Raw genomic sequence first — 13,555 nt, 5'->3', positions numbered from 1 at the left:
TCGCCGCCGCGTCAGGCCGACGGGGCACCCTGAGCCGCCCCGGCGTCCCCGGGAGGCGGGGCTTCCCCGGTCCCGCCTCCCACCCCGCCCCCCACGGCACCCCCGTCCCCGAAACCGCCCACCCCACACCCCGGGCGATACGCGTGCATAGGAGCCCGCGATGAGCGACATGATCACCGCGGACCTGGTCGATCTCGACCTGTCCGCCGACTCCAAAGAAGCGGCGGCGCGCGCCCTCGCCGAGCGCATGGTGGCCCTGGGCCGGGTGACCGACCTGGAGGGCTTCCTCGCCGACGTGGCCGCCCGCGAGGCCCAGATGCCGACCGGCCTCGACGGCGGCATCGGCATCCCGCACTGCCGCAGCGCCCACGTCACCGAGCCGACGCTCGCCTTCGGCCGCAGCGCCGCCGGCATCGACTTCGGCGCGCCGGACGGCCCGGCCGACCTCGTCTTCCTGATCGCGGCCCCGGCCGGTGCCGACGACGCCCACCTCACGATTCTCTCCGCACTGGCCCGCCAGCTGATGAACAGCGAGTTCACCGACGCGCTGCGGTCGGCGGACGACGCGGAGGCGGTCGCGGCCCTCATCCGAGGCGACCGGGCCCCCGCCAAGGCCCCCGCGCAGACCTCCGCGGGCTCGAAGGACGCGAGCGACTCCCAGAGCACCGCTGCGGCGCCGGCGGCGGCCTCCGCCGGCGCCGCAGCGGCACCCCCGGCGCAGGCACCCGCCGCCGGTTCCGGCGCGGACGCGACGGCCGGGCGCCCCTTCCGCATCGTCGCCGTCACCTCCTGCCCCACCGGCATCGCCCACACCTACATGGCGGCGGAGTCCCTGGAGAACGCGGGCCGTGCGGCGGGCGTGGAACTCGTCGTCGAGACGCAGGGCTCGGCGGGTTTCACCCGGCTCGACCCCGAGGTCGTCGCGGCGGCGGACGGCGTGATCTTCGCCCACGACGTGCCCGTGCGCGACAAGGACCGCTTCGCCGGCAAGCCGACCGTCGACGTCGGCGTGAAGGCGGGCATCAACCGGCCCGCCGAGCTGATCGGCGAGGTCCGCGAGCGGGCGGCCCGCGGCGAGGTGACCTCCGGTTCCGCCCCGGCCACGCCGGTCGAACGCGCCGGGGACGCCGGCGAGGGCTACGGCACCAAGCTGCGCAAGTGGCTCATGTCCGGCGTGAGCTACATGGTCCCGTTCGTCGCGGCCGGCGGTCTGCTGATCGCCGTCGGGTTCGCGATCGGCGGATACAGGATCAACAAGGCGCCGTCGGTCATGGACCACTTCATGTGGACGCAGGCCGACAGCTGGGGCGCGCTGTTCTTCCAGATCGGCGGCGTGGCCTTCGCCTTCCTCGTGCCCGTCCTGGCCGGCTACATCGCCTACGGCATGGCCGACCGGCCGGGCCTGGTCCCCGGCTTCGTCGGCGGCTCCGTCTCCCTCACCATCAACGCCGGTTTCCTCGGCGGCCTGGCGGCCGGTCTGATCGCCGGTGCGGTGGTGATGGGCATCCAGAAGATCAACATCCCGGCGGCGCTGCGCGGCATCATGCCGGTGGTGGTGATCCCGCTGATCTCCTCGGCGATCGTCGGCTTCCTGATGTTCGTGGTCATCGGCAAGCCCATCGCGTCCGCCCAGAAGGGCATGACGGACTGGCTGAACGGCCTCACCGGCACCAACGCCGTCCTGCTGGGCGCCCTGCTCGGCCTGATGATGTGCTTCGACCTCGGCGGCCCGGTCAACAAGGTCGCGTACACCTTCGCCACCGCCGGTATCGCGGTCTCCGACCCCAGTGACTCCGCGATGAAGATCATGGCTGCGGTCATGGCGGCCGGCATGGTCCCGCCGCTGGCGATGGCCCTGGCCACCACCGTGCGCGGCAAGCTCTTCACCGAGACCGAACGCGAGAACGGCAAGGCCGCCTGGGTTCTCGGCGCCTCCTTCATCTCCGAGGGCGCGATCCCGTTCGCCGCCGCCGACCCGCTGCGCGTCATCCCCTCCTCGATGGTCGGCGGCGCGATCACCGGCGCCCTGTCGATGACCTTCGGCGCCACGCTGCGCGCCCCGCACGGCGGCATCTTCGTGGTCCCGCTGATCGGCAACCCGTTCCTCTACCTGATCGCCATCGCCGCCGGCGTCGTGGTCACCACGGCCCTGGTCGTCCTCCTCAAGGGCCTGCGCAAGCCCGGCCGGCAGACCCCGGCGGACGGCTCCGCGGCCGGCCCGGCCGCCGCGGCGAAGGAGGCCAAGCAGCCCGTCGCGGCCTGATCGCCCGCACCCTCTTGTCCCTTTGACGTGCTGTGAGTCGTTCACGGCACCTGCGAGATACGTCACGGTCCGGGGCCGAAGTCCCGGACCGTGATGTGTACTGGGACGCATGTCCGAGCATCTCGCGCCCCTCCAGCTGATCGGTGTGACCGCCCTCGCCCTGGCGACCGTCGCCTGGGTGGCCGTCCTGATGCGCGTGCTGCGTCACACCCGCCGCGAGGCCACCGCCTGGCGCGCGGGCCGGCTGCTTCCCGGCCGTCCGCACCAGCTCCGGTCCGGCCCGTCACGGGAGGCAGTGGAACTCACCCCGGCCGAACAGGACGCCTTCGCCGGGCTGGTACGCCGACTCGGCGGCCGCTGAGGCCCGGTGGGCGGCCGCGCCCGGCTCAGGGCCGCCGCGCCGCCCGTCGCTCCATGGCCTCCCGGGCCGCGTTCTCCGACGGGTACACCTCGCACATGTGCCGGCCGTCCGGCGTCGCCGTGTGCTCGACCTCCCACAGGGACAGCTCCCGGCCGTCGCTCAGCAGGAACGCGTGCTCGTAGAGCGAGAAACTCAGTCTGGTCCGGCCCGCCCGCCCCGCCCGCCCCGGCCGCCCGAACGCCTGGGTGATCTGGTGCGCGGACGCCGTAGCCAGCGTGTGTGCCGTGTCCGTGCCCGGCCGGTCGGCGTTCTCCGCGCGGCGCAGCAGCCGGCGCGCGTGGTCCGCGGAGTCGTCCGGCGCATACACGTGCCGGGGTTCGGGGACCGCCGCCAGCGTCGTCAGCACCGGCAGCTCGAAGTCCGGGGCGTCCGGCGGCAACGGCAGCCGCGCCGTCGCGGCCCGCAGCTCCTCCTCGTCCACGTACACCTCGGCCTGCGGGGCGCTGCCCGGCGCGGTGTTGTGCACGAGCTCCCACAGCGTGACCGCCGACCCGTCGGCGAGCAGCCAGGTGTGCCGGTAGGTCTCCCGGTGCAGCCCCGCGCTGTGGTGCGCGGAGTGCAGCGAACTGTCGTGCGCCAGCGCGCAGTCCAGCTGCCTGATCGCCTCGTCGGGCAGTTCGAAGGAGTTCAGGGCACGGCCCAGGAGCCGCGCGAGATGCTCCTCCGGAGACTCGGGCGACTCGGCGGGTTCGTACGCTGCAGTCTCGTACGGAACGCTCAAGGTTTCTCCCGGCGTTGCTGCATGTCACCTTGTGGGTGCATACCGTAGCCCCTCGGTCGGACATCATGTCCGGGAACCGAGAAAACGTACGCATGGAAAACACCCGGGCCGCGCGAAAAGTTCCCGCGCGGCCCGATGATCCGTCAAAAGTGGCCGGTCAGACGGCGCTTCCGGCGGTCCACTCGTTCCACGACAGATTCCATCCGTTGAGCCCGTTGTCCGGCTGCACGGTCTTGTCGGGGGAGTTCTTCACGACCACGACGTCCCCGATGAGGGAGTTGTCGTAGAACCACTTGGCCGTCGTGTCGCCCTGTGCGCCCTGCGCGTCCGCGAGCCCCACGCAGCCGTGGCTGGTGCCCTCGCGCCCGAACGGCGGGTTGCCCTTGTTGTACCAGTAGTTGCCGTGGATGAACGTCCCCGACTGCGTCAGCCGCATCGCGTGCGGCACGTCCGGGATGTCGTACTCCCCGCCGAGGCCCACCGTCTGGCTGTTCATCCGGGTCTGGGTGAACTTCTCGGAGATCACCATCTGCCCGTTGTACGTCGTGTGCTCGGGGCTGCCCGTCGACACCGGCACCGACCTGAGCGTCGTGCCGTCCCGGACCACCGTCATGGTCTGCGTGTTCACGTCGACCGTGGAGACCTGCGCTCGTCCGACGGTGAAGGTCACCGTCTTCTTCTGCACCCCGTAGACGCCGTTCGCGCCCTCGACCCCGTCCAGGTCGATCTTCATCGTGACCTTGGAGCCGGCCTTCCAGTAGTCCTGCGGCCGGAAGTCCAGCCGCTGCGAGCCGAACCAGTGCCCCACCACCTGCTGGCCGCTGCTGGACGTGACCGTGATGTGCGACTGCACGGCCTTCCTGTCGCTGATGACCTTGTCGAAGGTGAACGACACCGGCATCCCCACGCCGACCGTCGTCCCGTTGTCCGGCGTGTACGTCCCGATGTAGCTGTTGGACGAATTGACGGTGGTGAAGATCGAGTTGGCCGCCGCCGTGAGCCCCTTGGGGTCCTTGGCGGTCGCCGATATCTCGTACTTGGTGCCGCGCTCCAACTGCTCCTTCGGCTTCCAGGTGCTGCCGTCCGCCGAGAGGGTGCCGTCCACGGCCTGTCCCGACCCCGCCACGGTCATCTTGACGACCGTCAGCCTGCCGCCGCTGACCCGCACGCCGGTCGTGTTGACGGACGCGCCGGTCGAGCCGTCCTTCGCCGAGATCGCGATCTTCGCGGCAGACGTCTTGGCGGCGCTGTCCTGCCCGCCCTTGCCGTCATTGCTCGTGGCGTTGGCGTCGCCTCCGCAGGCGGTCAGGGTGAGGGCGCCGACCATCAGGGCGGCACAGGCCCCCAGTGCGCGCCGCGCTGCAATGTCCGGCCTTGTCACGGGCTGCTCCAGGTTCTTGTGATGTGCGTGATCCGCTCCAGTGCGTGGAGAGAGAGGGCGCCGGCGCGGGTTCGGGTTCCCCCGAGCGGTCGCGAACGCCATCACGTGACAGAACCGGGACAATCGGTGAGGGCGCGCGACCGTCCGGCGCGCCGCCCGCCGCCGCCCTCACACCCCGTACAACTCCTCGTACGACGGCCACGCTCCGCCCGGCCCGGCCACGGACTCGGCCGCCCGCACGGCGCGCACGACGGCGCGCGTGACCAGATCCGCGCCGGCCGCGAGGATCTCGTTGAGCGCGAGCGGGCCGCCGTCCAGCGGGAGGGCCCCCGTCGCCAGCGCGAACACCGTGTCCCCGTCGTGCAGCAGGTGCACCGGCCGCACGGCGCGCGCGATCCCGTCGTGCGCCGTCCCGGCCAGCTTCTGCGCCTGCGCCCTGGAGAGGTCGGCATCGGTCGCTACCACCGCGAGGGTGGTGTTGAGCGGCGGGAGCCCGTTGCCGGCGGCGGCCTCGGCGAGCCGCCGGCGCGCGGCCTCGTGCACCCGCTCCTCGGGATACTCCACGCGCCCCTGGAACAACTCCCCGTACAGCACGCCCGTTTCGGGATCCAGCACCGCTCCGGCCGCATTGGCCACCACCAGCGCGGCCACCGTGATCCCCGACTCCAGCACCACGCTCGCGCTGCCCACCCCGCCCTTCAGCGCCCCGGCCACGGCGCCCGTACCGGCCCCCACGCAGCCCTCCCGCACCGGAGCGCCGGGCCCGCTCGCCGCGGCCTCCTCGACCGCCGCGCGCCCCGTGGCCGCGTTGGGACGGGCCCGGAAGTCCCCGCCCCGCCCCAGATCGAAGACGCAGGCCGCGGGCACCACCGGCACGACGTGCGCGGGATCCGGTCCCACCCGCACCCCACGGCCGCGCTCCTCCAGCCAGGCCATCACCCCGGACGCCGCGTCGAGCCCGTAGGCGCTGCCGCCCGTGAGTACGATCGCCTCCACCCGCTGCACCAGGTTGCGCGGGTCGAGCGCGTCCGTCTCCTTGGTGCCCGGACCGCCCCCGCGCACGTCCACCGCGGCGACCGCGCCGCCCTCGGGAGCGAGGACCACCGTGGTGCCGGTGAGCCAGCCGCCGCCGCTGCGGGACGCGTGTCCCACTCGCAGCCCGGCCACGTCCGTCAATGCGTCAACCGTCATGACGGCCAGTCTGGCCCAGGCCGTCCCGCTTCCGGCGGGTCAGGCGGCGCCGGCGGCCGCCTTCGCCGAGCGTTCCCGGCCGGCCATGCGCGCCGTCAGGGTCGTCCCGGTCGCCACCGCCAGCGCACACACCAGGCCCGCCGCCGGCACCGCCCAGTGGCCCAGGAAGGTGCAGCAGATCACCAGCAGCGCCGCCACCGGCAGTACCAGCTGCTGGGCGATGCCGACCTTGAAGTGCCGCGCGTGCAGCGCCCACACGGTCAGCAGGTACAGCGCCGTCGGCAGGGTCACGGCCGCCGAGGCCGCCACCGTCGACAGGTGAGAGGAGCCGACCGCCTGCTCGACTGTCACCTCCAGACCCGCGCCGATCGAGGCCGCCGACGCGAAGATCAGGTAGTGGCCGTATCCCCACAGGAACGACTGCCTGTTGGAGCGCAGATGGCCGTGGATGGGCACCACGAAGTAGATCCACCACGCGGAGAAGACGATCAGCAGACCGCCCGCGGCGATCGGCAGCAGACCGGCCAGCGCGTCGTGCTCGGCCAGGGCCGACTTCATGGCGACGGTCGCCGCCGCGATCGTCTCCCCGAGCACGATGATCGTGAACAACCCGAAGCGCTCGGCGATGTGGTGCGGATGCCACGAGGTGGTGTGTTCCCTCTCCGCGTACAGCGGCACGCACATCTCGAGGATCACCATCACCAGGTACACCCAGCCGCGCGCGTCCTGCGGGAGCAGCACCAGGCCCGCCCAGCCGACCTGGCACAGCAGCACACCGCCCGCGTACCGAAGCGCCATCCTTCTCTCCGGGCCCTCGGCCGACCGTGCGGCCCTCAGCCACTGAGCGGCCATCGCCACGCGCATGATCACGTAGCCGAGCCAGACCCCCATGTAGTCGTGGTCCGCGAAGCCCCGCGAGATGCCGGCCGCCAGTACCAGTACGCCCGCGATCTGGATCAGGGTGACGACCCGGTAGAGCGCGTCGTCGTTGTCGTACGCCGAGGCGAACCAGGTGAAGTTCATCCAGGCCCACCAGATGGCGAAGAAGATCATCGCGTAGTTCAGGATGCCCTGGCCCGGATGGCCCTCCGCGACGGCGTGCACCAGCTCCGCACCCGCCTGCGCGATGGCGACCACGAAACACAGGTCGAAGAAGAGCTCGAGCGGGGAGGCGACGCGGTGGGCCTCTTCGCGACCGCGCGCGGTGAGCCGGCGCAGTGGCCGCAGGTGCTGGGGGGCGCCCTGCGCGGCGGGCGCCGGAGCGGAACTCGACATCATGTGTCCAGCACAGCAGAAACGGCCACCAAAAGCTTGTGGACGTGATCACGAGCGGGCTGGGAGGAGAGGCGGCACCGAGGGGTGCGGGCCCGCAGCCGTACCCTTGAGCCATGAGTACCGCCGCCCCTGAGCCCGAGCCGCGCGACCCGAAGGCCGCGCTGATCTTCGACGATCCGCTGGACCGGCAGTCCTCGGACGACACGGACAGCGGCTGGGGTGAGCGGCCGGCGGGGGACTCCGCGGCCGACCTCAAGCGCTTCCTCGACGAGAAGCCCCCCCACCACCTCTGAACCGTCTGCGGCGGCGTCGCTAACGCCAGCCCTGCCCGGGCGCGCCCTGTCCGGTGCCGTGCTGCCCCGTCCCGCCCTGCCCGGTCCAGTTCTGCCCGGTCCGGTTCTGTCCGTTCCCGCGCTGCGCGACCAGGGCGTCGCGTATCTCCTTCAGCACCTCCAGCTCGGTCACCTCGACGACCTCGTGCGTGCCCTCCCTCGCCCTCCTGCGGGCCTCCACCCGGGACAGGTACTTCGCCATCGGCAGGACCATCAGGAAGTACACGACCGCAGCGGTGATCACGAAGCTCAGCGTGGCTCCCAGGACGGAGCCCCACATGATCTGGACGCCGCTCTTCACGCTGCCGTCCGCGTTCAGCGCGCACGGGTCCTTCAGACACGTGCTGTAGCTGTCGAGGTTCTTCGTGCCGATCGCGCCGACCAGTGGGTTGATGAGCCCCTTCACCACCGAGTTGACGATGTTCGTGAAGGCGGCGCCGATGACCACCGCGACTGCCAGATCGACGACGTTCCCGCGCATCAGGAAGGACTTGAAGCCTTGCCAGATGCCAGGTTCCTTCTTCTCGCTCACCTCGGGGACTCTCCTCGCATGTACGGGGTGTGGAGCAAAACGCTCCGCAACCTACGTCACCATGCGGCCATCGTGCCCAACCGGGTAGCCGGAACGGGAGACTTGACGGAATTCGGCCAGGAAATCTCCCCAGGTCGTTCAGCACAAGGTCACCGCCAGCCGGGCCGTGGCGCTCGCGCCGACCAGCCGTGCCGCGGCGGCGTGCGGAACCGAGAGCACGACCAGTGCCCCGCTCTGCGAGGTCCCCTCCACCGGCTCCGGCAGCTCCGTCACACGGACCCCGCGGACGATCACCCGGGCCTGACCGCCCGTCGCGGGGTCCCCGGCGGCCACGACGTCCACCCGGTCGCCCGGGCGCAGCAGACGGACCGTGGCGGCGTCGGCGATCCGCACCGGCGCCGACACCATGTCCATGGGCGGGGCATGCGGCCGTGCCGGCCGGGTGACCGGATGCTTCCGGGGCCGCTCGGCGCGCGGCGGATCCGTGGCGGCGCGGGGACCGGCCGCGACGAGCGCCGCCGCCGTGACCGCGAGGCCGGCCGCGACGGCCCGCCCGCGATGCCGGAGCAGGTGCCCCAGCCGGTGGCCCGCGCCGCGTACGCGCACCGGGTCGAAGTGCGGGACCTCGCAGGTGGCGGGAGCGTCCGTGCCCAGCGGACGCGGGACCCGGAGAGGCGGGGGGAATGCGGGGAGTGAGGGGAATGCGGGGGCTGAGGGGAACGAGGGGGAGGAGGGCGGGGGAACGGACATGTGGATCACCACCTGCGACGGGGAATCGGCTTGCAAGGCCACGATGAGGCCTCGCGCCGAAACGCGTCGGAGCCGGTGGACCATCCACGGGTTGTGGACAACTCCGCCACCCGAACGGGACGTTCCGCCGGTGTTACGGCAGCGGGAACCCCGGGTCCATGCCGCCGAGCGCGTTCGTGCACAGGCAGTCCCGGGCCGCGTTCTCCGGCAGCGCCGCCACCGCGTCGAACAGCACGCCCCGCAGCCGGTCCACGTTCGCCTCGAAGACCCGCAGCACCTCGTCGTGCGAGACGCCCTCACCGCTCTCGGCGCCCGCGTCGAGATCGGTGACCAGCGTCAACGACGCGTAGCAGAGCTCCAGTTCACGGGCGAGCGCCGCCTCCGGATGGCCGGTCATGCCCACCACGGACCACCCCTGCGCCTGGTGCCACAGCGACTCCGCGCGGGTCGAGAAGCGCGGTCCCTCGACGACGACCAGCGTGCCCCCGTCCACCGGCTCCCACTCCCGGCCGTGCGCCGCCTTGAGGGCCGCGGCCCGCCCGGTGGGGCAGTACGGGTCGGCCAGGGACACGTGCACCACGTTGGGCACGGTGCCGTCGGGCAGCGGCAGCCCGTCGAAGTACGACTGCGCACGGGACTTCGTACGGTCCACCAGCTGGTCGGGCACGAGGAGCGTGCCCGGACCGTACTCGGGGCGCAGACCGCCCACCGCGCACGGGCCGAGCACCTGGCGCACGCCGACGGAGCGCAGGGCCCAGAGGTTGGCCCGGTAGTTGATCCGGTGCGGCGGCAGATGGTGGCCGCGTCCGTGGCGGGGCAGGAAGGCGACCCGGCGGCCGGCGATCTCGCCGAGGAAGAGGGAGTCGCTGGGCGGCCCGTAGGGCGTGTCGACCTGCACCTCGGTCACGTCGTCGAGGAAGGAGTAGAAGCCGGAGCCACCGATTACGCCGATCTCTGCGTTCACCATGCTCAGCACAGTAGCTGGCCGCGACAGCGCCCCAGGATCGGGTCCCCGGGAACGCCTCGGACCCCGCCGTCGCACGACAGCGGGGTCCGAGCGGAGTCCGAGGGGAGGTGCCTCAGGCGGCGGAGCTGCTGGTGGAGCCAGAGGAGGCCGCCGAGCCCGAGGAGGACGTACCCGACGAGGACGTCGAGGACGACGGCTTCGAGTCGGACGACGTGCTCGACGAGCCGGAGCCCGACGGCTTCGACGCGGGGCTGCTGCTCGACGAGGAGCCGCGGCTGTCGTTGCGGTAGAAACCCGAGCCCTTGAAGACAATGCCGACGGCGGAGAACACCTTCTTCAGGCGGCCACCGCAGTTGGGGCACTCGGTCAGGGCGTCATCGGTGAACTTCTGCACCGCCTCGAGGCCCTCGCCGCACTCGGTGCACTGGTACTGGTAGGTCGGCACTGTCTTCCTCCTGGCACTCTCACTCGATGAGTGCTAACGACGGTCCATAGTGACGTATTCCCGAGGATCAGTCCACCGTCACCGGTACGCGGTGACCGACGCCACGTGCGACCGTACGGTTCCGGGACCGGGTGACGAGTCGCGAGCGCAGCGCCACAAGGGTGACCAGGGCGAGCGCGGTGCCCGCCATCGGCACCAGGAATCCGGCGCCGCCCCACAGGCGGTCCTCCAGCTGTCCGGCGACGGTGACCGCGGCCGCCTGGCCGAGCGCGACCGCGCCGGTCAGCCAGGTGAACGCCTCCGTGCGGGCACCCGCCGGGACCAGGCCCTCGACCAGTGTGTAGCCGGTGATCAGCGCGGGCGCGATGCACATGCCGACCAGCAGACCGAGGCCGGCCAGGAGCAGCACGGAGTGGGACGTCCACAGCGCGGACGCGGTCAGCGCGAGCGCCGCGTAACCGACGACCAGGCGCCGGTGCGGGGCGGCCTTCCAGGCGATCGCGCCGCAGACGACGCCCGAGATCATGTTGCCCGCGGCGAAGGTGCCGTACAGGACGCCGTTCAGGCCGGGCTCACCGATCGACTCGGTGAACGCGGCGAGCGAGACCTGCATGCCGCCGAAGACCGATCCGATGCCGAGGAAGGCGACGACCAGCACCCGCACGCCGGGGACGCGGAGCGCGGAGACGTGCCGCACGCGCGCGTGGCCGGTGTCGGTCACCCGCGGCTGGGTGCTGTTCTGCGCGGCGAAGAGGAGACCCCCGACCAGGGTCAGCGCGGCCTCCGTGACCAGGCCGGCGGACGGGGTCACGGCGGTGCACAGGGCGGTCGCGAGCAGCGGGCCGAGGACGAAGGTGAGCTCGTCCGTGACGGACTCGAAGGCGGCGGCGGTCGCCATGAGGGGCGAGTCCTGGAGCTTCACGCCCCAGCGGGCGCGCACCATGGGGCCGACCTGCGGCACCGAGGCACCGGTCGGCACGGCCGCCGCGAACAGCGCCCACAGGGGTGCGTGCGCCAGCGCGAGCGCCGTCAGGGCGAGGCCCGACACCGTGTGGACCAGCACACCGGGGATCAGCACCGCGCGCTGACCGTAGCGGTCGGCGAGGCGGCCGCCGCAGGGCGCGAACAGCGCCATGGAGACACCGGTGACCGCTGCGGCGGCACCCGCGGCGCCGTAGGACCCGGTGGTGTGCTGCACGAGGAGCACGATCGAGATGGTGAGCATCGCGAACGGCTGGCGCGCGGCGAAACCGGGGAGCAGGAACGTCCAGGCGCCGCGGGTGCGCAGCAGCTGTCCGTAGCCGGGGCGCGGTGGCGTCGCCGAGACCTCCGACGGCTCGGTGGTGACCGTGGATTCCACGGCCCGTGCCTTTCTGCCGCCTGGTAGCGCGGCCCCTTCGGACGGGGGCGGCGCCGAGAGCTGTCCTCTTGCGCGGAACTGCGGTAGATACCGGTGTCCACTGCGAGGAGCGATCCGGCCGCCATACGGTCGCGCCAGCTCTGCGTCAGGCAGAGTTGGTTCGATCAGGTGCATTCATCGTACAGGTCACAGCACCGCGTGCACCTGTGAAAGCGGGCACCCCAGGGGGTCCTTCACCTGGGATTGGTCGAGGTGTGAACCGCCCGAAACACGTCCTTAACGCGTGCCGGCACCCGTGCCCGCGCCCGTCGTCCCGTTCGTGCCCAGCCAGCTCGCCAGCTTGCCGCCCTGCCCGACGGCGCGCAGCCGGCGTTCCGCGGCGTCCCGTACCGGATCGGTGGTGACCACCAGGAGTTCGTCCCCGCGCCGCAGCGCCGTCGTGGGCAGCGGGACGAACGATTTCCCCTCGCGGACGACCAGGGTGACGGCCGCCCCCGCGGGCAGCCGCAGCTCGTTGACCTCGACGCCCTGCATCCGCGAGCCCTCCGGGATCGAGACGGACAGCAGGTGTCCGCGCAGCCGTTCCAGGGGCGCGGACTCGATGCCGAGGTCGGCCGCCTCCTGGCCGTCGCCGAGCCGCAGCTTGCGGGCCAGCCAGGGCAGCGTCGGCCCCTGGACGAGGGTGTAGACGACGACCAGGACGAAGACGATGTTGAAGATCCGATGGCTGGTGTCGACGCCGTTCACCATGGGGATCGTCGCCAGGATGATGGGGACGGCGCCGCGCAGGCCGGCCCAGGACATCAGGGTCTGCTCCCCCCAGGGCACGCGGAACGGCGCGAGGCTGACGATCACGCTCAGGGGCCGCGCCACCATGGTGAGCGCGAGTCCGATGATCAGGGCCGGCCAGACGTCGTCACCGAGTTCGTGCGGCGTGACCAGCAGGCCGAGCAGCACGAACATGCCGATCTGGGCGATCCAGCCGAGTCCCTCGGCGAAGCCGCGGGTGGCGGGCCAGTGCGGCAGCCGCGCGTTGCCGAGCACCATGGAGGCGAGGTAGACCGCGAGGAAGCCGCTGCCGTGGGCCAGCGCCCCGGCCGCGTACGCCGTGACCGCGATGGCCATCACGGCGATCGGGTAGAGGCCGGAGGCCGGCAGCGCGACGTGCCGCAGGCCCCAGGAGCCGAGCCAGCCCACCGCGAGACCCATGGCCGCGCCGATGGCCAGTTCCAGAGCTATCTCGCCCAGCAGGACGTACCAGTGCGCGACCGGGCCCGCGGTGGAGAAGGCGACGACCAGGATGACGACCGGGGCGTCGTTGAAGCCGGACTCGGCCTCCAGCGTGCCCGTCACGCGCGCGGGCAGGGGAATGCGCCGGAGCACGGAGAAGACCGCCGCCGCGTCCGTCGAGGACACCACCGCTCCGATGATGAGCGCCTGCCGCCACTCCAGCCCGACCAGATAGTGGGCGCCCGCGGCGGTGACCCCGACGCTCACCCCGACGCCGACCAGGGCCAGCACGGCCGCGGACGCCAGGACCGGTTGCACCGCCTTCCACTTCGTGCCGAGTCCGCCCTCGGCCAGGATCACGACCAGGGCCGCGTACCCGATGACCTGGGTCAGTTCGGCGCTGTCGAAACGGATGTGGGCGATGCCGTCCTGGCCCATGAGGACGCCGATCCCCAGGTACACGAGCAGGCTGGGGAGCCCGCTGCGGGAGGAGATCCGGACCGCCGCGACGGCGACCAGCAGGACCAGGGAGCAGACGAGCAGGAGCTGGTTGAGGTGCTCGACAGTCAGTGGCGATTCCCTTCCTCGGCTCGCGCGCGGGAGACGCGAAGCGCACGTACACAGGGCCCAGGCTGCGGTACCCCACACCCAGGTACTTCGTTACCTTACCTAACTCTTGACGCTTTC

Annotated in this window: 13 protein-coding genes; 3 read left to right on the top strand and 10 right to left on the bottom strand. The window is 72.0% G+C overall.

Annotated features, from left to right (window positions below; all coding sequences use genetic code 11):
• Positions 1 to 160: 160 nt before the first annotated feature.
• A complete protein-coding gene (locus tag ACFXI4_RS00470) occupies positions 161 to 2,263 on the top strand; it encodes a fructose-specific PTS transporter subunit EIIC (protein WP_384986824.1) in 2,103 nt (700 codons plus the stop codon).
• Positions 2,264 to 2,372: 109 nt separating this feature from the next.
• Entirely contained in the window at positions 2,373 to 2,624 is a 252-nt protein-coding gene (locus ACFXI4_RS00465; protein WP_384986822.1) for a hypothetical protein, read from the top strand.
• A 25-nt stretch (positions 2,625 to 2,649) separates the two neighbouring features.
• Here ACFXI4_RS00465 and ACFXI4_RS00460 read toward each other — a convergent pair whose 3' ends face one another.
• From ACFXI4_RS00460 to ACFXI4_RS00445, 4 genes are all read right to left on the bottom strand, one after another.
• Positions 2,650 to 3,405 (bottom strand): DUF6227 family protein, encoded by a 756-nt coding sequence (locus ACFXI4_RS00460; protein WP_384986820.1) that lies wholly within the window; start codon positions 3,403 to 3,405, stop codon positions 2,650 to 2,652.
• Positions 3,406 to 3,562: 157 nt separating this feature from the next.
• Positions 3,563 to 4,786, bottom strand: coding sequence for an Ig-like domain-containing protein (locus ACFXI4_RS00455; protein ID WP_384986818.1), 1,224 nt, complete (start codon positions 4,784 to 4,786; stop codon positions 3,563 to 3,565).
• Positions 4,787 to 4,954: 168 nt separating this feature from the next.
• Positions 4,955 to 5,977 carry a P1 family peptidase gene (locus ACFXI4_RS00450; RefSeq protein WP_384986816.1) on the bottom strand — a complete coding sequence of 341 codons (1,023 nt, stop codon included), beginning with the start codon at positions 5,975 to 5,977 and terminating at the stop codon, positions 4,955 to 4,957.
• 39 nt (positions 5,978 to 6,016) lie between these two features.
• Entirely contained in the window at positions 6,017 to 7,255 is a 1,239-nt protein-coding gene (locus ACFXI4_RS00445) for a low temperature requirement protein A (protein WP_384986814.1), read from the bottom strand.
• Positions 7,256 to 7,365: 110 nt separating this feature from the next.
• Between ACFXI4_RS00445 and ACFXI4_RS00440 the strand changes: the two genes are divergently transcribed.
• Entirely contained in the window at positions 7,366 to 7,545 is a 180-nt protein-coding gene (locus ACFXI4_RS00440) for a hypothetical protein (RefSeq protein WP_384986812.1), read from the top strand.
• Between the two features lie 19 nt (positions 7,546 to 7,564).
• On the opposite strand, the gene mscL is transcribed toward ACFXI4_RS00440, so the two are convergent.
• From mscL to ACFXI4_RS00410, 6 genes are all read right to left on the bottom strand, one after another.
• Positions 7,565 to 8,116, bottom strand: a complete 552-nt coding sequence (mscL, locus tag ACFXI4_RS00435; RefSeq protein ID WP_384986810.1) for a large conductance mechanosensitive channel protein MscL — start codon at positions 8,114 to 8,116, stop codon at positions 7,565 to 7,567.
• Positions 8,117 to 8,254: 138 nt separating this feature from the next.
• Entirely contained in the window at positions 8,255 to 8,722 is a 468-nt protein-coding gene (locus ACFXI4_RS00430; RefSeq protein WP_384986808.1) for a hypothetical protein, read from the bottom strand.
• A 277-nt stretch (positions 8,723 to 8,999) separates the two neighbouring features.
• A complete protein-coding gene (locus ACFXI4_RS00425) occupies positions 9,000 to 9,833 on the bottom strand; it encodes an S-methyl-5'-thioadenosine phosphorylase (protein ID WP_384986806.1) in 834 nt (277 codons plus the stop codon).
• A gap of 112 nt (positions 9,834 to 9,945) precedes the next feature.
• Positions 9,946 to 10,278 (bottom strand): FmdB family zinc ribbon protein, encoded by a 333-nt coding sequence (locus tag ACFXI4_RS00420; RefSeq protein ID WP_362716247.1) that lies wholly within the window; start codon positions 10,276 to 10,278, stop codon positions 9,946 to 9,948.
• Positions 10,279 to 10,345: 67 nt separating this feature from the next.
• Complete coding sequence (locus ACFXI4_RS00415) at positions 10,346 to 11,638, bottom strand: MFS transporter (RefSeq protein ID WP_384986804.1); 1,293 nt, start codon at positions 11,636 to 11,638, stop codon at positions 10,346 to 10,348.
• A 276-nt stretch (positions 11,639 to 11,914) separates the two neighbouring features.
• Positions 11,915 to 13,492 carry a potassium/proton antiporter gene (locus ACFXI4_RS00410; RefSeq protein WP_384987401.1) on the bottom strand — a complete coding sequence of 526 codons (1,578 nt, stop codon included), beginning with the start codon at positions 13,490 to 13,492 and terminating at the stop codon, positions 11,915 to 11,917.
• Positions 13,493 to 13,555: the final 63 nt, after the last annotated feature.

The organism is Streptomyces sp. NPDC059224, assembly GCF_042754285.1.
Classification (GTDB): Bacteria; Actinomycetota; Actinomycetes; order Streptomycetales; family Streptomycetaceae; genus Streptomyces.
This window is presented reverse-complemented; position numbering and strand designations above follow the sequence as displayed.

Bases quoted from the DNA above. Each gene is read 5' to 3' on its own strand.
- ACFXI4_RS00425 (WP_384986806.1), bottom strand. From the start codon at position 9,833: ATGGTGAACGCAGAGATCGGCGTAATCGGTGGCTCCGGCTTCTACTCC.
- ACFXI4_RS00445 (WP_384986814.1), bottom strand. From the start codon at position 7,255: ATGATGTCGAGTTCCGCTCCGGCGCCCGCCGCGCAGGGCGCCCCCCAG.
- ACFXI4_RS00440 (WP_384986812.1), top strand. From the start codon at position 7,366: ATGAGTACCGCCGCCCCTGAGCCCGAGCCGCGCGACCCGAAGGCCGCG.
- ACFXI4_RS00465 (WP_384986822.1), top strand. From the start codon at position 2,373: ATGTCCGAGCATCTCGCGCCCCTCCAGCTGATCGGTGTGACCGCCCTC.
- ACFXI4_RS00470 (WP_384986824.1), top strand. From the start codon at position 161: ATGAGCGACATGATCACCGCGGACCTGGTCGATCTCGACCTGTCCGCC.
- ACFXI4_RS00450 (WP_384986816.1), bottom strand. From the start codon at position 5,977: ATGACGGTTGACGCATTGACGGACGTGGCCGGGCTGCGAGTGGGACAC.